We start from the raw sequence: 19,655 nt of genomic DNA, 5'->3' as shown, positions 1-19,655 counted from the left end.
GGAGGCTGACTGACCGTGGACAATCTCATCCCCGTACTGGTTGGGCTACCCCTGGCCGGAGCGACCGTGCTCCTGCTCGGCGGTCGCCGTCTGGACCGCTTCGGCCACTGGCTGGGCGTCCTCGCCTCCACCGCGTCCTTCGCCGTGGGGCTCGTGCTGTTCTTCTCGATGCTGGGGCGCTCGACCGACGCCCGGCCGATCCACAACCACCTCTTCACCTGGGTGCCGGTCGAGGGCTTCCAGGCGCAGGTCGGCTTCCAACTCGACCAGCTCTCGGTCGTCTTCGTGCTGCTGATCACCGGCGTGGGATCGCTGATCCACCTCTACTCGGTGGGCTACATGGCCCACGACGAGCGGCGGCGGCGCTTCTTCGCCTACCTGAACCTCTTCCTGGCGGCGATGCTGCTGCTGGTCCTGGCCGACAACTACCTGCTGCTGTACATGGGCTGGGAGGGCGTGGGCCTGGCCTCGTACCTGCTGATCGGGTTCTGGCAGCACAAGCCCAGCGCGGCCACCGCCGCCAAGAAGGCGTTCCTGGTCAACCGGGTCGGCGACATCGGCCTCTCGGTCGCGATCATGCTGATGTTCAGCACCTTCGGCAGCTTCGCCTTCGGCCCGGTGTTCGCCACCGCGCACACCGCCTCCCAGGCCACGCTGACCGGCATCGGGCTGATGCTGCTGCTGGCCGCCTGCGGCAAGTCGGCGCAGGTGCCGCTGCAGTCCTGGCTCGGGGACGCGATGGAGGGCCCGACCCCGGTCTCGGCCCTGATCCACGCGGCGACCATGGTCACCGCGGGCGTCTACCTGATCGTCCGCTCCAGCGCGATCTTCAACCTGGCGCCGACCGCCCAGCTGGCGACGGTGTGCGTGGGCGCGGTGACGCTGCTGTTCGGCGCCATCGTCGGTTGCGCCAAGGACGACATCAAGAAGGCGCTGGCCGGGTCGACCATGTCGCAGATCGGCTACATGGTGATGGCCGCCGGGCTCGGCCCGATCGGCTACGTCTTCGCGATCATGCACCTGGTCACCCACGGCTTCTTCAAGGCCGGCCTGTTCCTCGGGGCCGGCTCGGTGATGCACGGCATGAACGACGAGGTCGACATGCGCGCCTACGGCGGCCTGCGGAAGTACATGCCGCTGACCTTCGTCACCTTCGGCCTCGGCTACCTGGCGATCATCGGCTTCCCCGGCCTGTCCGGCTTCTACTCCAAGGACAAGATCATCGACGCGGCCTTCGGCCACGGCGGCGCCGAGGGCTGGATCCTCGGCACGGCCGCCCTGGTCGGCGCCGCGGTCACCGCGTTCTACATGACCCGGGTGATGCTGATGACCTTCTTCGGCGAGAAGCGCTGGGTCCCCGACGCCGAGGGCCATGAGCCGCATCCGCACGAGTCGCCGAAGACCATGGGCATCCCGATGGCGGTGCTGGCCGTCGGCTCGGTCTGCGCCGGCTTCCTGTTCAACTGGAACAGCTCCTTCGTGAAGTGGCTGACCCCGGTCACCGGCCATGAGGAGGGCAACTCCCCCCTCGGCTCGACCACGGTCTCGATCGTCACCATGGTGGTGATCGTCATCGGCGTCGCCATCGCCTGGCTGCTCTACGGACGGCAGCCGGTCCCGGCCACCGCGCCGGTCGGCTCGGCGCTCACCCGGGCCGCGCGCCGCGACCTGCTCCAGGACGACTTCAACCACGTGGTCCTGGTCGGCGGCGGCACCCACCTCACCCGCTTCCTGGTCTACCTGGACGCCAAGGGCTTCGACGGCATCGTCAACAGCGTGTCCGCCGCGGTCGGCGGCACGTCGGGGCGGATGCGCAAGCTCCAGAACGGCTATGTCCGCTCCTACGCGCTGTCGATGTTCGGCGGTGCGCTGGTGCTGGTCGCCACGACTCTCCTGATGAGGATGGCATGAGCTCCTTCCCTCTGCTCACCGTCGCGGCCGCGCTGCCCGCGGTCGGCGCGGTCCTCACCGCCGCGCTGCCCGCGGCTACCAGCGCCCGCCGACGCGACCTCAACAAGGCCGTGCCGCTGGGTCTTTCGGTGCTCACCCTGGTGCTGGCGGCGATCGTGGCGATCCGCTTCAAGCCCGGTGGCGCGCGCTACCAGATGACCGAGTACCACGCCTGGATCGCCGACTTCGGCGTCGGCTACAGCGTCGGCGTGGACGGGATCGCGGTGGTGCTGATCCTGCTCACCGCGGTGCTGGTGCCGATGGTGATGCTGGCCTCCTGGCACGACGCCGACCCGGCCTACCCTTCGCCCGACCACCACCCCTATCCGGGGGGCTCCGCCCCACTCCTTCCGATCAACGACCAGGGGACGTTCGAGCGCAGCCGCCGCACCCAGGGCTTCTTCGCGCTGATCCTGGCGGTGGAGGCGATGGTGATCCTCTCCTTCGAGGCCACCGACGTCTTCCTGTTCTACGTCTTCTTCGAAGCCATGCTGATCCCGATGTACTTCCTGATCGGCGGCTTCGGCGACCGCACCCACGGCGAGGACGCCCGCCAGCGCTCCTACGCCGCGGTGAAGTTCCTGCTCTACAACCTGCTCGGCGGCCTGATCATGCTGGCCGCGGTGATCGGCCTCTACGTCATCACCGCGCAGCAGGGCGTCGGCACCGGCGGCCACGGCAGCTTCGACCTCTCCACCATCACCCAGGCGCTGGCCTCCGGGAAGCTGCACTTCTCCGGCACCGCCGAGAACGCGCTGTTCCTGGGCTTCATGTTCGCCTTCGCAGTGAAGGCCCCGCTGTGGCCGTTCCACACCTGGCTGCCCAACGCCATGGGGGAGTCCACCGCCGGAGTCGCGGTGCTGATCACCGCGGTGGTCGACAAGGTCGGCACCTACGCGATGCTGCGGTTCTGCATCCAGCTGTTCCCGCAGGCCTCGAAGACCTTCGCCCCGGCGATCCTGGTGCTCTCGGTGATCGGGATCATCTACGGCGCGCTGCTGGCGGTGGGCCAGAAGGACATCAAGCGCCTGATCGCCTACGCCTCGCTGTCCCACTTCGGCTTCATCATCATGGGCATCTTCGCGATGACCAGCCAGGGCCAGTCCGGCGCGACCCTCTACATGGTCAACCACGGCATCTCCACCGCCGCGCTGCTGCTGGTGGTCGGCTTCCTGATGTCCCGTCGGGGCAGCAGGATGATCGCCGACTACGGCGGCGTGCAGAAGGTCGCCCCGGTGCTCGCCGGGACGTTCATGATCGGCGGCCTGGCCACCCTCTCGCTGCCCGGCCTGGCGCCGTTTGTCAGCGAGTTCCTGGTCCTGGTCGGCACCTTCACCCGCTACCCGGTGATCGGGATCGTCGCCACCGTGGGCATCGTCCTGGCCGCGCTCTACGTCCTGGTGCTCTACCAGCGCACGATGACCGGACCGGTGGCCCCCGCAGTGGCCGGCTTCAAGGACCTGAGGGCCCGTGAGCTGGTCGTGGTGACCCCGCTGATCGCGCTGCTGCTGCTGCTCGGCGTCTTCCCCAAGCCGATCACGAACATCATCAACCCGGCGGTCCGGGCCACCCTGTCCGACGTCCAGCGCACCGACCCGGCCCCGCCGCACCCGGCGCCGCTGGCGCAGTCGGCGTCCACCACTAACGGAGGTGGCCAGTGAGCGCCGCACCCACCGTCGTCCACAGCCTGTGGACGCTCGCCGCCGACACCAGCGGGACGGCGAGCATCCCGGCCCCGCACATCGAGTACTCCCAGCTGTCGCCGATGCTGATCGTCTTCGGCGCGGCGGCCCTGGGCATCCTGGCCGAGGCGTTCCTGCCCCGGCGGAACCGCTACTGGGCGCAGATCGGCATCGCGCTGGCCGGCCTGATCGCCTCGTTCGTGGCGATCGTGGTGCTCGCCGCCGACGGGTACGCCACCGACAAGGCGCACCTCGCTGCGATGGGCGCGGTCGCGGTCGACGGACCCTCGCTGTTCCTGGACGGCGTGATCCTGCTGGTCGCGGTCGTCGCGGTGCTGGGCTTCGCCGAGCGCAGGCTGGAACCGCGCTCCTCGACCGGCGCCGCGGTGGACGCCTTCGCCCCGCAGGCTGCGGCCGTCCCCGGCAGCGACGCGGAGAAGTCCGCCGTCCGCTCCGGCTTCGCCACCACCGAGGTCTTCCCGCTCACCATGTTCGCGGTCGGCGGGATGCTGCTGTTCCCGGCCGCGAGCGACCTGCTGACCATGTTCGTGGCGCTTGAGGTCTTCTCGCTGCCGCTCTACCTGCTCTGCGCGCTGGCCCGGCGCCGCCGGCTGCTCTCGCAGGAGGCGGCGGTGAAGTACTTCCTGCTCGGGGCGTTCTCCTCGGCCTTCTTCCTGTTCGGTCTGGCCCTGCTCTACGGCTACGCGGGCACGGTCTCGCTCGGCGGCATCGCCGACGTGGTCTCCGGCACCGCCGCGCCGACCCCGACGCTGGCCAACACCACCGGCAACGACGCGCTGCTGCTGATCGGCCTGGCCATGCTGGGCGTCGGCCTGCTGTTCAAGGTCGGCGCGGTCCCGTTCCACGCCTGGACCCCGGACGTCTACCAGGGCGCGCCGACCCCGGTCACCGGCTTCATGGCCTCGGCCACCAAGGTGGCCGGCTTCGGCGCGCTGCTGCGGCTGCTCTACGTGGCCTTCCCCGGCCTGACCTGGGACTGGCGCCCGGTGATGTGGGGTGTGGCGATCCTCACCATGACGGTCGGCGCGATCATCGCGGTCACCCAGACCGACGTGAAGCGGCTGCTCGCCTACTCCTCGATCGCGCACGCGGGGTTCATCCTCACCGGCGTGATCGCGATGGACAAGCAGGGCCTCGGGGCGGTGCTGTTCTACCTCGGCGCGTACTCCTTCGTGACCCTCGGCGCCTTCGCCGTGGTCACCCTGGTCCGCGACGCGGGCGGCGAGGCGACCCACCTCTCCCGCTGGGCCGGTCTGGGGCGGCGGTCGCCACTGGTCGCGGCGACCTTCGCGCTGTTTCTGCTGGCCTTCGCGGGCATCCCGCTGACCAGCGGATTCGCCGGGAAGTTCGCGGTCTTCCAGGCCGCGGCGGGCAGCGGGGCCACCCCGCTGGTGATCGTCGGTGTGCTGTCCTCGGCGGTCGCCGCGTTCTTCTACATCCGGGTGATCGTGCTGATGTTCTTCTCCGACCCGCAGCCCAACGGGCCCACGGTCGCGGTCCCCAGCGCCTTCACCGCCACCGCGATCGCCCTGGGCGTCCTGGTGACGCTGGGGCTGGGCATCCTGCCGCAGTACTTCCTGTACCTGGCCGACCAGGCGTCCCTGTTCGTCCGCTGAGGCGTGCTGCGCCTGCCCGGCACGCCGGGCAGGCGCAGTGATCGTCTGCCGACCGGATACGCTGCACAGGAAGGCTGCGGCAAGCCGCAACGAGCGACCGACCAGTGACAGGAGAGTTCCCGGTGACCGTCGTGGGGCCCTTCGGGCTGAGCGTGCTGGACCACGCGCTGGAAGCGGACGTCCAGATCGGCATCGCCGCCGTCGAACAGGCGCTGTGCGAGGCGACCAAGAGCGACGTCCCGTTCATCACGGTGACCGCCCAGCACCTCAAGGACGCCGGCGGCAAGCGGCTGCGTCCGCTGCTGGTGCTGCTTGCCGCGCAGTTCGGCGATCCCAACGCGCCCGGGGTGATCCCCTCCGCCGTGGTGGTCGAGCTCACCCACCTGGCCACGCTCTACCACGACGACGTGATGGACGAGGCGGCGATGCGGCGCGGCGCGCCCAGCGCCAACGCCCGCTGGGACAACTCGGTGGCCATCCTCACCGGCGACTTCCTGTTCTCCCGCGCGTCCAAGATCCTCGCCGACCTCGGCCCGGAGGCGGTCCGGCTGCAGGCCGATGCGTTCGAGCGGCTGGTGACCGGTCAGATCCTGGAGACCGCGGGCCCGCGCCCCGAGGACGACCCGGTCCAGCACTACCTGGACGTCATCTCCGGCAAGACCGGCTCGCTGATCGCCGTGGCCGGGCACCTCGGCGCGCTGACCGCGGGCGCGGACCGCTGGGTGGTCGAGATCGTCACCCAGTACGGCGAGCGGATCGGCAGCGCCTTCCAGATCGCCGACGACCTGCTGGACATCACCAGCGACAGCCACGAGTCCGGCAAGACCCCGGGCACCGACCTGCGCGAGGGCGTGCCGACGCTGCCGGTGCTGCTGCTGCACGCGTCCGCGCCGGACCCGTCCGTCCCGGGCGACCTGCGGCTGCGCGAGCTGCTCGGCCAGGGCTTCCCGGCCGACGACCCGACCGCCGACCGGCGGCACGCGGAGGCGCTGGCGCTGTTCCGGGCCCACCCGGCGCTGGCCGAGGCCCGCGAGGCCACCCTGCGCTACGCGGAGGAGGCCAGGGCGCTGCTCGCCCCGCTGCCGGACTGCCCGGCGAAGTCGGCCCTGGAGGGCCTCTGCGACGCGGTGGCGCTGCGCACCATGTAGTCACCGGACAGGTCGTCTGTGCGGCACCGGACAACAAGGGGGAGGGCGCGACGTGCTGAGGGTGGTCATCGCCGAGGATTCGGTGCTGCTGCGGGAGGGCCTGACCAGGCTGCTCACCGACCGCGGTCTTGAGGTGGTGGCCGGGGTCGGCGACGGCGAGGAGCTGCTCGCGGTGATCGGGCGGCTGGCCGCCGAGGCCGCTCTGCCGGACGTGGTGGTGGCCGACGTCCGGATGCCCCCGACCCACACCGACGAGGGCGTACGGGCCTGTGTGGAGCTGCGGAAGCGGCATCCCGGGGTGGGCACGCTGGTGCTGTCGCAGTACGTCGAGGAGCGCTACGCCTCCGAACTGCTGGCCGGTTCCACCCGCGGCGTCGGCTACCTGCTGAAGGACCGGGTCGCCGAGGTGCGCGAGTTCGTCGACGCGGTGCAGCGGGTGGCCCAGGGCGGGACGGCGCTGGACCCGGAGGTGGTGGCCCAGCTGCTCGGCCGCAGCCGCCGCCACGACGTCCTGGACGGGCTGACGCCGCGCGAGCGCGAGGTGCTCGGGCTGATGGCCGAGGGGCGCACCAACAGCGCCATCGCCAAGCAGCTGGTGGTCTCCGACGGCGCGGTGGAGAAGCACGTCAGCAATATCTTCATGAAGCTCGGGCTGACCCAGAGCTCGGACGACCACCGGCGCGTGCTGGCGGTGCTGACGCATCTGAACTCCTGATCCCCGCAGCCCTTCTGATGGATATTCAGATAATCTGAAAGTCGAGATCAGTGGGCTTGACGCGGCATCACCCCAGGCTCGAGCTTCCCGGCCTATGATGCCGAGGAGAGAGCGCAACGGCGGCGAGGGAGGCCCATTCCGGTGACCAGTCAGGTCGAGGTAGCGGAGTCCACGGACGGCGAGCCCGGCAAGCAGGTCCAGCAGCTCGACCGGGTGGTGATCCGCTTCGCGGGTGACTCCGGCGACGGGATGCAGCTGACCGGCGACCGGTTCACCACCGAGACGGCGGGGTTCGGCAACGACCTGTCCACGCTGCCCAACTTCCCGGCCGAGATCCGGGCCCCGGCAGGGACCCTGCCCGGCGTCTCCAGCTTCCAGCTGCACTTCGCCGACCACGACATCCTCACCCCGGGCGACGCCCCCGACGTGCTGGTGGCGATGAACCCGGCGGCGCTGATGGCGAATCTGGGCGACGTCCCGCGCGGCGCCGAACTCATCGTCAACACCGACGAGTTCACCAAGCGCGCGCTGGCCAAGGTGGGCTACGCGGCGGACCCGCTGGAGGACGGCTCGCTGGACGGCTACTCGGTGCACCGGGTCGCGCTGACCACGCTGACGGTGGAGGCGCTGAAGGACTCCGGGCTGGCCCGCAAGGACGCCGAGCGGGCCAAGAACATGTTCGCGCTGGGCCTGCTCAGCTGGATGTACCACCGCCCGACCGAGGGCACCGAGCGCTTCCTGCGCGCCAAGTTCGCCAAGAAGCCGGAGATCGCCGAGGCCAATGTGCTGGCCTTCAAGGCGGGCTGGAACTACGGCGAGACCACCGAGGACTTCGCGGTCTCCTACCAGGTCGCCCCGGCCAGCGCGGCCTTCCCGGCGGGCCGCTACCGCAACATCTCCGGGAACCTGGCGCTGTCCTACGGCCTGGTCGCGGCCTCGCGGCTGTCCGGGCTGCCGCTGTTCCTCGGCTCGTACCCGATCACCCCGGCCTCGGACATCCTGCACGAGCTGTCCAAGCACAAGAACTTCGGCGTGCGGACCTTCCAGGCCGAGGACGAGATCGCCGGGATCGGCGCGGCCCTGGGCGCGGCCTTCGGCGGCGCGCTGGGCGCGACCACCACCTCCGGCCCCGGGGTGGCGCTGAAGTCCGAGACCATCGGCCTCGCGGTGTCGCTGGAACTGCCGCTGCTGATCATCGACATCCAGCGCGGCGGCCCGTCCACCGGGCTGCCGACCAAGACCGAGCAGGCCGACCTGCTGCAGGCGATGTACGGCCGCAACGGCGAGGCGCCGGTGCCGGTGGTCGCCCCGGCCACCGCCGCGGACTGCTTCACCGCCGCGCTGGAGGCGGCCCGGATCGCGCTGACCTACCGCACCCCGGTGTTCCTGCTCTCGGACGGCTACCTGGCCAACGGCTCCGAGCCCTGGCGCATCCCTGAGCTGCCCGAACTGCCGGACCTGAGCGTGGAGTTCGCCACCGAGCCGAACCGTCCCGACGGCTCGTTCTGGCCCTACCTGCGCGATCCGCAGACCCTGGCCCGGCCCTGGGCGGTGCCCGGCACCCCGGGCCTGGAGCACCGGGTCGGCGGGATCGAGAAGCAGGACGGCACCGGCAACATCTCCTACGACCCGGCCAACCACGACCACATGGTCCGGACCCGGCAGGCCAAGGTGGACGGCATCGCCGTCCCCGGGCTGACCGTGGACGACCCGTCCGGCGCGGCCCGGCTGCTGGTGCTGGGCTGGGGCTCGACCTACGGCCCGATCGCGGCCGGGGTGCGCCGGATCCGGGCGGCCGGCGGTGAGGTGGCCCAGGCGCACCTGCGGCACCTCAACCCGTTCCCGGCCAACCTCGGCGAGATCCTGGCCCGCTACGACCGGGTGCTGGTGCCGGAGATGAACCTGGGCCAGCTGGCGCACCTGCTGCGGGCCAGGTACCTGGTCGACGTCCAGTCGTTCACCCAGGTCACCGGGCTGCCCTTCAAGGCCGAGCAGCTCGCCGACGCGCTGACCCTGCAACTGGCCCAACTTGCCGAAGGCGGACTGCGGTGATCGAGAACCCGTTGCTGAACCTGGTCCCCAAGGCCGCGGCCCTGCAGACCCTCAAGGACTTCAAGTCCGACCAGGAGGTCCGCTGGTGCCCCGGCTGCGGCGACTACGCCATCCTGGCCGCGGTGCAGTCCTTCCTGCCGGAGCTGGGCCTGGCCCGGGAGAACATCTGCTTCGTCTCCGGCATCGGCTGCTCCTCGCGGTTCCCGTACTACCTGAACACCTACGGGATACACTCGATCCACGGCCGGGCCCCGGCCATCGCCACCGGCCTGGCCGCCTCGCGCCCCGACCTGTCGGTGTGGGTGGTCACCGGCGACGGCGACGCGCTGTCGATCGGCGGCAACCACCTGATCCACGCCCTGCGCCGGAACGTCAACCTGAAGATCCTGCTGTTCAACAACCGGATCTACGGGCTGACCAAGGGCCAGTACTCGCCCACCAGCGAGATCGGGAAGATCACCAAGTCCACCCCGATGGGCTCGCTGGACGCGCCGTTCAATCCGCTCTCGCTGGCCGTCGGCGCCGAGGCGACCTTCGTCGCCAGGACCATCGACTCGGACCGCAAGCACCTGCAGTCGGTGCTGCGGGCGGCGGCCGAGCACCAGGGCACCGCGCTGGTGGAGATCTACCAGAACTGCAACATCTTCAACGACGACGCCTTCGAGGTGCTCAAGGACCCGGCCACCCGGGACATGGCGCTGATCCGGCTGGAGCACGGGCAGCCGGTCGTCTTCGGCGCCGAGGGCGGCGAGGGGGTCTTCCGCGACCCGGCCACCGGCGACCTGTCCACCGCCCCGGTCACCGACGCCAACCGGGCCGACGTGCTGGTCCACGACGCCCACGCGGCCAGCCCCACCACCGCCTTCGCGCTGACCCGGCTGGCGGACCAGGACACCCTGCACCACACCCCGATCGGCGTGCTGCGCAGCGTCCGGCGCCCGGTCTACGACCGGCAGATGGCGGAGCAGTTGGACGCCGCCGTCGCCCAGCGCGGCCCCGGCGACCTCGCCGCGCTGCTGACCGGGACCGACACCTGGACGGTGGGCTGACAGCACTGTTCCCGGTAAACGGGCATGACAGGAACCCGCCTCGCCCCTTACCGTCAGGGGCATGCAGGAGTCTGAGGCGCGCAGAGGGTTCTGGTTCGGGGTGGCGTCCTACGGGATGTGGGGGCTGTTCCCGCTCTACTGGCCGCTGCTCAAGCCGAGCGGCGCGGGGGAGATCCTGGCCAACCGGATGGTCTGGTCGCTGGTCGCGGTCGTCGTGATCCTCGCCGCTCAGCGGCACTGGGGCTGGATTCCTGCGTTGCTGCGGCAGCCGCGCAGGCTGGCGCTGATCGCGCTGGCCGCCGCGGTGATCTCGGTCAACTGGGGCGTCTACATCTGGGGCGTCAACAGCGACCACGTGGTCGAGACCTCGCTCGGCTACTTCATCAACCCGCTGGTCACCATCGCCTTCGGGGTGCTGGTGCTGCACGAGCGGCTGCGCCCGGCGCAGTGGGCCGCGGTCGCGGTCGGCGCGCTGGCGGTGCTGGTGCTGAGCATCGGCTACGGGCGCCTGCCGTGGATCGCGCTGACGCTGGCCTTCTCCTTCGGCAGCTACGGGCTGATCAAGAAGAAGGTGGGTCTGGGCGGCCTGGAGAGCCTGGCCGGGGAGACCGCGTTCCAGTTCCTGCCGGCCCTGGGCTTCCTGCTCTACCTGGCCACCACCGGCAGCGGCACCCTGGGCCGGACCGAGCCGGGCTCCTACGGCTGGGGGCACACCGTGCTGCTGGTGCTCTGCGGCGTGGTGACGGCGGTCCCGCTGCTGGCGTTCGGCGCGGCGGCGGTACGGGTGCCGCTGACCACGCTGGGCCTGTTGCAGTACCTGGCCCCGGTGTTCCAGTTCGGCCTGGGCATCGCGGTCTTCCACGAGCGGATGCCGCCGGCCCGGTGGGCCGGATTCGCCCTGGTCTGGGCCGCGTTGGCGCTGCTCAGCTGGGACGCACTGCGCACCGCGAGGGCCGCGGCGGCGGTCCGGGCTGCCGCGCCGTCGCCGACCGCAGGGCCGTCGGACGCCGTGCCGCTGGACGCGGCGTCGCCGACCGTCGTGCCGCCGACCGCCGCGCCGCAGGTCTTCGTGCTTCCGGAGGATCCGCGGGTGGGCTCCTGACAGCAGGCCCGCCCGCGGATCCTCCGGCCGTACCGGGGCCGGAGGCCGGACCCCGGCGTCAGACCTGCGCCAGCGGCGCGAACTTGGCCGCCGCGGCGACCAGCCCCTGCTGCAGCTTGGGCACGTTGTGGTCGCTCAGCCAGGCGGTCACTGCCGCGTCCACCGCCGCGTTCCACGCGCCCGAGGCGACCACGCCGTGGGTCAGCGAACCGGCCAGGATGTCCTTCTTCCACTCGTCCAGCGACCACTGGAGGTACGGGGAGAAGAGGGTGCGCTCGTCCGCGCCGACCGTGGCCCGCGGCGGGATCGCGCCCTTCACCGTGGTGAAGGAGTCCTGCCCGCTCAGGCTGCCGCAGGTCTTCAGCCAGGCGATGGTGGCGTCCCGGTCCTTGGCGCCCACCGGCAGGGTGAAGCAGTCGCAGGCGAAGAGGAAGGTGCCCGCGGTGCCGGGGACCGCGCACCAGGAGTAGTCGGTGCCCGGGGTGAGCTTCTGCGCCACGGTGAAGTTGGCCTCCACCCAGTCGCCCATGATCTGGTAGGCCGCCTTGCCGCCGCCGACCAGCCCGCAGACCTGGTCCCAGCCGGTGACGGTGCTGCCGGTGCCGGGGGCGTAGGTCATGATCTCGGCGAAGGTGTTCAGCGCGGTGGTCACCTTGGGGGTGTTCCAGTCCGCGCCCTTCTTCCACAGCGCCGCCCAGTCGTCCGCGCCGAGGGTGCTGACCAGCACCGTCTCCATGATGTGCTTCACCTGCCACTCCTGGCCCGGGTCCAGGGAGACGGCGAGGGGTATGACGTCCCCGGCCTTCTTCAGCTTGCGCAGGTTGCCGATGAACTCCGCCATCGAGGCGGGCTTGGCGCTGACCCCGTGCGCCGCGCAGACCTTGGGGTTGGACCAGAGGACGTTGATGTGGTGGGTGTCCACCGGCACCGAGTAGTACTTGCCGCCGCGCTGGATCAGCTTCAGCACCTTCTGGCTGAACTGGGTGTCCCAGCCCTCCTGCTTGTAGAGGAAGGAGACGTCCTCGATCTGGCCGGCCGTGATGTAGTCGCCGACCATCTGCCCGGCCTGGGCCTGGAAGGTGTCCGGCGGGTTCTTGGCCGCGAGGCGCTTGGCGAGCTCCGCCTTGGCCGCGTCGCCGCCACCGCCGACGACGGCCCGGTTGATGAACTTGATGTTGGGGTTCCCCTGGTTGAACACCGAGACCAGGGAGTCGAGCGCGGCCTTCTCACCGGGGTCGGTCCACCAGGAGAAGACTTCGAGCTGGCCCGGCGCGCCGTTGGCCCCGACCGCCGACTGGGAGTTGCTGCTGCAGGCCGAGAGCAGCCCGGTTCCCGCGGCGGCACCCGCGACCCCAGCGGCTGCAAGAAAGAAACGGCGGCTCATGGCCATGTGTGGATGTCTCCTGTCGTGCGTACGAACGTGCGGTGCCGCCTTTGCACTGAGGCGACACGGAGCAGCCCGTGCCGCCGCTCGGTCCTGGGACTGAGGGAGAGGGGGATCCACACGACCCGGCACGGATTACTGTCACACGTTCAGATGAATAGGCATCATCTGACAGTCCAACAAGGCTGTGCGTCAAGTCGGGATTCATTGAGCGAGACGGATTTCGGGAACATCTGGGATCCATTCACCGGGGGGATCGCCACCACTCCCAGTGGTGTAAGCAAAGAAGAGGGGCGTCCGTTACTCGGACGCCCCTCCCGGTGTCACTGCGTGACTGTCGCGCGGATCAGCCGCGCAGGTCAGACGCTACTTTCCGGCCGCCTGCTGGAGCAGCGCGGGAGTCACCGCGCCCGCGTAGACGGTGCCCTTGTCGGTGATCAGAACGTTCACCAGCTTGGTGGAGATCAACGTCCCGCCCGGCACCTGCTTGCCCAGGGCCTTGAGTCCGCTGATGTCGCTCGCCGGGCTCCCGGCCTTGCCGCCGCCCGTGGCCGGGGCGAACGAGTAGATCGTGCTCCAACCAGTGCCGATCGTCTTCTCGTTGCTGCCGATGTCGGAATTGCCGGTCTTCGCTCCCTTTTCGCCCAGGATGCCCTGCTGGCCCTTGTCGCCCTTCGCGGTGGCGGCGGAGTGGGACGGTGCGGCCTGCTCGGTCACCTTCGCGCCACTCGGCGGGGTGAAGGCGAAGGTGCTCGCCGCGGGTGTGGCGAAGGACACATGGGTGAAGGAGACATTGAGGATCGAGTCGCTGCCGTCCGCTGGGTTCACCCGCACCTGCAGCGGCATCCCGTTGGCGGCGTCGACCGCGATCCGGACCTCGCCCACGGTCGAGCCCGAGCCCTTCGGCTTCACGCTCAGCTCGTACACCGACTGGCCCGCCACCTTGGACGTCCCGGCCACCGAGACCGACGTGGACGGGCCGAGCGCCTTCAGCGCCTGCGCCGCGACCTGCTGCGGGTTGCTGAGCGGGCTGTCCGCTCCGGCCGCGCCGGCGTCGATCCCGGTCAGATGGGTCGCGGTGTTGCCCTGGGCGTCGTAGATCCAGGCCGAGCCGCCGTTGTGGACGGCAGTGAAGGCCGTGCCCGCGTCGGCGGAGGAGACCCGCTGCCGGTCCTGGCCGTCCGCGGCGATCTGGAAGCTGTGCTTGCCGCCGGACAGCAGCGCGATCAGCTGCTGCTCCGCGGCGGCCTGGGACGGGTCCGCCTTCGCGGAGCCGGCGCTGCCGCCCACGCCCGCGCCGGCGGCGCCGGACGGCAGCAGGCCGCTCAGCCCGGCCGGGAGGCCCAGGTCCACCGTCGCGGTGACATTGCCGGAGAAGGTCTGCACCTTCGAGGACAGCATCTTGGTCAGCAGCTGCTGGGCGGTCACCGACGGCAGGTCCTGGCTCGCGGCCAGGGCCGGCACCGCGACCACGCCGGCCGCGACCACAGCCGCGACCGCGGCCGGGACCAGCACCCGACGCCGACGGCCCAGCCCTGCCCGCGGAGCGGCGACCGGCTCGCCCGGCCGGTCGGCCTGCGCCCCGTATCCCTGGTCCTGGTCCGACTCGTTCGACATCTCCTGTGTCCCCTCGTACGTGGTGCCCGTCGGCCGCACCGCTCCCCTCGGCGGCCGCATGCCCTTCCCTGCTCTTCTCAATCCATTAGACGCCCGAACGGTTCCCGGTGGATCGCCCTCGCGGTGGAACTCCTCTCTCCGCCTCCCGGCGCAGCCGACCCTGAGACGGACTCAGGGTCGGTACGGGGCCGCCTCGTCTATCGTTCAGCACATGAAGGATCTGAGGGACCAGAGGGACGGCGCGCCGAGCGGGAACGCCATGCGCCGGGCGCTGCACCGGGCCGGCTCCGGGGTCGCCCTGGACACGGCCGAGGCCGCGGTGCTGCTCCAGGCCCGCGGCGAGGACCTGCGCGCCCTCTGCGCCACCGCGTCCCGGATCCGGGACGCCGGGCTGGCCGCGGCCGGACGCCCCGGCGTGGTCACCTACTCCAAGAAGGTCTTCGTCCCGCTCACCCGGCTGTGCCGGGACCGCTGCCACTACTGCACCTTCGTCACCGTACCGGGCAAGCTGCGGGCGGCCGGGCACGGGCTGTTCCTGTCCCCGGACGAGGTGCTGGAGATCGCCCGCCAGGGCGCGGCGCTGGGCTGCAAGGAGGCCCTGTTCACGCTGGGCGACCGCCCCGAGGACCGCTGGCCGGAGGCCCGGGAGTGGCTCGACGCGCACGGCTACGACGACACCCTGGCGTATGTCCGGGCGATGGCGGTCCGGGTGCTGGAGGAGATCGGGCTGCTGCCGCACCTGAACCCGGGGGTGCTGTCCTGGACGGACTTCCAGCGGCTGAAGCCGGTGGCGCCGTCGATGGGGATGATGCTGGAGACCACCGCGACCCGGCTCTGGTCCGAACCCGGCGGCCCGCACCACGGCTCGCCGGACAAGGAGCCGGCCGTGCGGCTGCGGGTGCTGGAGGACGCCGGGCGCTCCAACGTCCCGTTCACCAGCGGCATCCTGATCGGCATCGGCGAGACGCACGCCGAGCGGGCCGAGGCGCTGTTCGCGCTGCGGCGGATCGCCCGGCAGTACCACGGCCTGCAGGAGGTGATCGTGCAGAACTTCCGCGCCAAGCCGGACACCGCGATGCGGGCCGTGCCGGACGCGGAGTCGGAGGAGCTGGCGGCGACGATCGCGGTGGCGCGGGTGATCCTGGGCCCCTCGGCGCGGATCCAGGCCCCGCCGAACCTGGTCCCGGGATCGGCCGGCTCCGCCGCGGGCGAGTACGCGCTGATCATCGCGGCCGGGATCGACGACTGGGGCGGGGTCTCCCCGCTGACCCCGGACCACGTCAACCCCGAGCGTCCCTGGCCGCAGATCGACGACCTGGCCGCGCAGTGCGCCGCCAACGGCTTCCAGCTGCGCGAGCGGCTGACCGTCTACCCGGAGTACGTGCGGCACGGCGAGCCGTGGCTGGACCCGCGGATCCTGCCGCACGTCCGCGCCCTGGCCGATCCGGAGAGCGGGCTGGCCCGCCCGGATGCCGTGCCGGTGGGTCTGCCCTGGCAGGAGCCGGACCAGCCCTTCACCGCGGCCGGCCGCACCGAGCTGCACACCGAGGTCGACACCGAGGGCCGTACCGGCGACCGGCGCACCGACTTCGACGAGGTCTACGGCGACTGGGACGCCCTGCGGGAACAGGCCGCCGCGTCCGCCGCCCCGTCGCGCCTGGACGGTGACGTGCGCACCGCCCTGGCCGTGGCGGCCGACGACCCGCTGAAGCTGACGGACGATCAGGCCCTGGTGCTGTTCCACGCGGACGGCCCGGCCCTGGACGCGCTGACCGGGATCGCCGACGACGTCCGCCGCGCGGCGGTGGGCGACACCGTCACCTACTGCGTGACCCGGAACATCAACTTCACCAATGTCTGCTACACCGGCTGCCGGTTCTGCGCCTTCGCCCAGCGCCGCACCGACGCCGACGCCTACACCCTCTCCCTGGACCAGGTCGCCGACCGCGCCGCGCAGGCGTGGGAGGTGGGGGCGACCGAGGTGTGCATGCAGGGCGGCATCCATCCGGACCTGCCCGGCACCGCGTACTTCGACATCGCCCGCGCGGTCAGGGCCCGGGTGCCCGGCATCCACGTGCACGCGTTCTCCCCGATGGAGGTCGTCAACGGGGCCACCCGGACCGGCCTGTCCGTCCGCGACTGGCTCGCTCGGGCCAAGGAGGCCGGTCTCGACTCCATCCCCGGCACCGCCGCCGAGATCCTGGACGACGAGGTCCGCTGGATCCTGACCAAGGGCAAGCTCCCCACCGCCACCTGGATCGAGGTGGTCACCACCGCCCACGAACTCGGCCTGCGCTCCTCCTCCACCATGATGTACGGCCACGTCGACCAGCCCCGGCACTGGCTGGCCCACCTGCGCCTGCTGGCCCGGATCCAGGAGCGGACCGGCGGCTTCACCGAGTTCGTCACCCTGCCGTTCATCCACACCAACGCCCCGGTCTACCTGGCCGGCATCGCCCGCCCCGGCCCCACCCCCCGGGAGAACCGCGCCGTGGTCGCCATGGCCCGGCTGCTGCTGCACGAGCGCATCCCCAACATCCAGACCAGCTGGGTCAAGCTCGGCTCCGACGGCGCCGCCGAGATGCTCCGCTCCGGCGCCAACGACCTCGGCGGCACCCTGATGGAGGAGACCATCTCCCGGATGGCCGGCTCCGCCTACGGCAGCTACCAGTCCATCCAGGGCCTGGAGGCCATCGCCACCGCGGCCGGCCGCCCCTCCCGCCAGCGCACCACCACCTACGGCGAGGTCGGCCCGGAGCGCCGGGCGGCGGCCCTCGCCTCCGACGGACACCTCCCCGCGCTGCTCCCGGTGCTGGACTAGCCGCCGCCCCGGACCAGCCGCCCCGGCCGCCGCTGTCAGCGATCTGTCAGCGGCGGCCGGAGGCTGTCAGCGGGATGTCGGTGGGGCCTGGCACCTTGGTCCCCATGAAGCGAATCGACACGTACTCCGAATCCGGCCGCCCCGTGGCCGTGTCCGTGCGGGGACTGGTCAAGCACTACGGCGCGACCAAGGCCCTGGACGGCGTGGACCTCGACGTCCACGAGGGCACCGTGATGGGCGTCCTCGGTCCGAACGGCGCCGGGAAGACCACCCTCGTCCGCTGCCTGTCCACCCTGATCGAGCCGGACGCGGGCCGGGCCGTCGTCGCCGGGTACGACGTGGTCGAGCAGCCCCGGCAGCTGCGCCGGGTGATCGGCCTCACCGGGCAGTACGCCTCGGTCGACGAGAAGCTCTCCGGCCGCGAGAACCTGTACCTCATCGGCCGACTGCTCGACCTGCCCGGCAAGGAGGCCCGCTCCCGCGCGGACGCCCTGCTGGAGCGGTTCTCGCTGACCGACGCGGCCTCCCGTCCGGCCCGCACCTACTCCGGCGGCATGCGCCGCCGGCTCGACCTGGCCGCCTCCATGATCGGCCGCCCGCACGTCCTGTACCTGGACGAGCCCACCACCGGCCTCGACCCGCGCACCCGCAACGAGGTGTGGACCGAGGTCAAGGCCATGGTCCGGGACGGCGTGACGGTGCTGCTCACCACCCAGTACATGGAGGAGGCCGAGCAGCTGGCCTCCGAGCTGACCGTGATCGACCGCGGCAAGGTCATCGCCGGCGGCCGCACCGACGAGCTCAAGGCGAAGGTGGGCGGCCGGACCCTGCGGGTCCGCCCGGCCGACCCGCGGGAGCTGCACCCGCTGGCCGCCGCCCTGGACGAGCTGCGGTTCACCGGCTCCGGCACCAGCGTCGACGCCGAGTCCGGCGAGGTGCTGGTGCCGATCGTCAGCGACGAGCAGCTGACCACCGTGGTCGGCGCGGTCACCGCGCGCGGCCTCACCATCGGCTCGATCACCACCGAACTGCCCAGCCTGGACGAAGTGTTCCTGTCCCTCACCGGCCAGAAGGCGTCCGCCGCACCGGACGCCAGGCCCGAGCTCACGGAGGTCGCCGTATGAGCGCCGCCACCCTCTCCCCCCTGGCCCCCACCATCACCATCGAGGCCGACCCGAAGATCGGCCTGCGCGGCCACCTGCGCCACACCGGGGCGCTGATCCGCCGCAACCTGCTGTGGATCAAGCAGGACCCGGAGTCGATGATGGACGCGGTGCTGATGCCGGTCATCTTCACGCTGCTCTTCGTCTACGTCTTCGGCGGCTCCATCGGCCAGGCGCTCGGCGGCGGCCAGGCGGCGTACGTCCAGTACGTGATCCCCGGCATGATCGCGATGATGAGCATGAACATCGCGCAGGGCGTCGGCACCGGCTTCAACGAGGACTTCAACAAGGGCATCATGGACCGCTTCCGGTCCCTGCCCATCGGACGCGGCTCGGTCCTGGTCGCGAAGATCGCGGTGGAGCTGATCCGGCTCCTGGTCGCCACCACGGTGGTCATGGTCATCGCGCTGCTGGTGGGCTTCCATGTGAACGGCCACTGGGGCGGTCTGCTGGCCTCGCTCGGGCTGACCGCGCTGTTCGGCTCCGCCATCATGTGGATCTTCCTGGTGCTCGGCGTGACCATGAAGAACGCCCAGTCGGTCCAGGCGATGGGCTTCCTGGTGATGATGCCGCTGCAGTTCGGCTCGTCGATCTTCGCGCCGACCAGCTCGATGCCGGGCTGGCTGAGCGCCTTCACCAAGTACAACCCCATGTCCGGTCTGGCCGACACCGCCCGCGGGCTGATGACCGGCGGCCCGATCGCGCACGGCATGACCGTGACGCTGGTCTGGACCGTGGGCCTCACCGTGGTCATGGCGCCGATCGCGATCCGCAAGTTCACCCGGAAGACCTGAGCCCGCCGACCGGGGGCAGGGCGGGCCGGGACAGTAGTCTCGGCCCTATGCCCTATGCCGTCGACTTCGTGAACGTGTCCACCGTCGGCCTGGAATCGTCCCCGGTCTCCGGGGCCCTGGCCGGGCTGCGCGCCAACGAGGCGCGCTACTACAAGAACAAGTACGACCACGTCTTCACCGTCAGCGCGGCGGAGGAGGAGCCCGAGACGCTCGCCTGGGTGAACCGCGTCCTCGCCGAGGAACGCGGCATCGTCTTCGCCGCCCGCCCGCTGGAGGTCACCTCCTTCGAGGTGGACGGCCTGCGGATGGCCTATGTGTTCTACGAGTCCGGCCTGGCGGTGAACGTGATGTACAGCGTCGAGGCCGGGGGGAAGCGCGCCGTCGGGTTCAAGCTCGCCGAGGGCATGGACGTCCCCGAGGAGCTGGCCCCGCGCTTCAAGTTCGCGCGGCAGAAGTCGAAGCTGGCCGGGGAGATCCGCGGCTCCTTCTTCGTGGTCAAGGGCGAGTACTGAGCGAGCAGGGGTCCGCGCCGCGCTGTCCG

14 protein-coding genes are annotated in these 19,655 nt (G+C 71.1%); 12 read left to right on the top strand and 2 right to left on the bottom strand.

Annotation, left to right across the window (positions count from 1 at the left end):
• The first annotated feature begins 15 nt into the window (after positions 1–15).
• The 8 genes from nuoL to rarD all read left to right on the top strand — a co-directional run bounded on the left by nuoL (position 16) and on the right by rarD (position 11,335).
• Positions 16–1,911, top strand: a complete 1,896-nt coding sequence (gene nuoL / locus ACEZDE_RS25510) for an NADH-quinone oxidoreductase subunit L (protein ID WP_380540297.1) — start codon at positions 16–18, stop codon at positions 1,909–1,911.
• Positions 1,908–3,611: an NADH-quinone oxidoreductase subunit M gene (locus ACEZDE_RS25505; protein WP_380540294.1), complete on the top strand. Its 1,704-nt coding sequence runs from the start codon at positions 1,908–1,910 to the stop codon at positions 3,609–3,611. Before nuoL ends, ACEZDE_RS25505 begins: the two co-directional genes overlap by 4 nt.
• A complete protein-coding gene (gene nuoN, locus ACEZDE_RS25500) occupies positions 3,608–5,269 on the top strand; it encodes an NADH-quinone oxidoreductase subunit NuoN (RefSeq protein ID WP_380540291.1) in 1,662 nt (553 codons plus the stop codon). Before ACEZDE_RS25505 ends, nuoN begins: the two co-directional genes overlap by 4 nt.
• Before the next feature lie 122 nt (positions 5,270–5,391).
• Positions 5,392–6,417 (top strand): polyprenyl synthetase family protein, encoded by a 1,026-nt coding sequence (locus tag ACEZDE_RS25495; RefSeq protein ID WP_380540288.1) that lies wholly within the window; start codon positions 5,392–5,394, stop codon positions 6,415–6,417.
• Positions 6,418–6,472: 55 nt separating this feature from the next.
• Complete coding sequence (locus ACEZDE_RS25490; protein ID WP_380540504.1) at positions 6,473–7,132, top strand: response regulator transcription factor; 660 nt, start codon at positions 6,473–6,475, stop codon at positions 7,130–7,132.
• A gap of 141 nt (positions 7,133–7,273) precedes the next feature.
• A complete protein-coding gene (locus ACEZDE_RS25485; RefSeq protein ID WP_380540284.1) occupies positions 7,274–9,184 on the top strand; it encodes a 2-oxoacid:acceptor oxidoreductase subunit alpha in 1,911 nt (636 codons plus the stop codon).
• Positions 9,181–10,233 (top strand): 2-oxoacid:ferredoxin oxidoreductase subunit beta, encoded by a 1,053-nt coding sequence (locus ACEZDE_RS25480; RefSeq protein WP_380540281.1) that lies wholly within the window; start codon positions 9,181–9,183, stop codon positions 10,231–10,233. Before ACEZDE_RS25485 ends, ACEZDE_RS25480 begins: the two co-directional genes overlap by 4 nt.
• Before the next feature lie 61 nt (positions 10,234–10,294).
• Positions 10,295–11,335, top strand: a complete 1,041-nt coding sequence (gene rarD / locus ACEZDE_RS25475; protein ID WP_380540278.1) for an EamA family transporter RarD — start codon at positions 10,295–10,297, stop codon at positions 11,333–11,335.
• Between the two features lie 58 nt (positions 11,336–11,393).
• Here the strand turns inward: rarD and ACEZDE_RS25470 are convergent, their stop codons facing one another.
• Together ACEZDE_RS25470 and ACEZDE_RS25465 are read right to left on the bottom strand one after the other, a co-directional pair.
• A complete protein-coding gene (locus tag ACEZDE_RS25470; RefSeq protein WP_380540275.1) occupies positions 11,394–12,725 on the bottom strand; it encodes an ABC transporter substrate-binding protein in 1,332 nt (443 codons plus the stop codon).
• A 360-nt stretch (positions 12,726–13,085) separates the two neighbouring features.
• Positions 13,086–14,336, bottom strand: coding sequence for a LolA family protein (locus tag ACEZDE_RS25465; protein WP_380540272.1), 1,251 nt, complete (start codon positions 14,334–14,336; stop codon positions 13,086–13,088).
• A 211-nt stretch (positions 14,337–14,547) separates the two neighbouring features.
• On the opposite strand from ACEZDE_RS25465, the gene ACEZDE_RS25460 reads away from it, so the two are divergent.
• The 4 genes from ACEZDE_RS25460 to ACEZDE_RS25445 all read left to right on the top strand — a co-directional run bounded on the left by ACEZDE_RS25460 (position 14,548) and on the right by ACEZDE_RS25445 (position 19,626).
• Positions 14,548–17,157: a bifunctional FO biosynthesis protein CofGH gene (locus ACEZDE_RS25460; RefSeq protein ID WP_380540269.1), complete on the top strand. Its 2,610-nt coding sequence runs from the start codon at positions 14,548–14,550 to the stop codon at positions 17,155–17,157.
• A gap of 104 nt (positions 17,158–17,261) precedes the next feature.
• Positions 17,262–18,281, top strand: coding sequence for an ATP-binding cassette domain-containing protein (locus ACEZDE_RS25455; RefSeq protein WP_380540266.1), 1,020 nt, complete (start codon positions 17,262–17,264; stop codon positions 18,279–18,281).
• A complete protein-coding gene (locus ACEZDE_RS25450; RefSeq protein ID WP_380540263.1) occupies positions 18,278–19,114 on the top strand; it encodes an ABC transporter permease in 837 nt (278 codons plus the stop codon). The genes ACEZDE_RS25455 and ACEZDE_RS25450 overlap by 4 nt, the downstream gene beginning before the upstream one ends.
• A 47-nt stretch (positions 19,115–19,161) precedes the next feature.
• Positions 19,162–19,626, top strand: coding sequence for a phage tail protein (locus ACEZDE_RS25445; RefSeq protein WP_380540260.1), 465 nt, complete (start codon positions 19,162–19,164; stop codon positions 19,624–19,626).
• The last annotated feature ends 29 nt before the right edge of the window (positions 19,627–19,655 follow it).

It is taken from the genome of Streptacidiphilus cavernicola, from assembly GCF_042510955.1.
GTDB classification, from domain to species: domain Bacteria; phylum Actinomycetota; class Actinomycetes; order Streptomycetales; family Streptomycetaceae; genus Streptacidiphilus; species Streptacidiphilus cavernicola.
The sequence above is the reverse complement of the archived record's forward strand: the minus strand, read 5'-3'. Positions and strand labels throughout refer to the sequence as shown.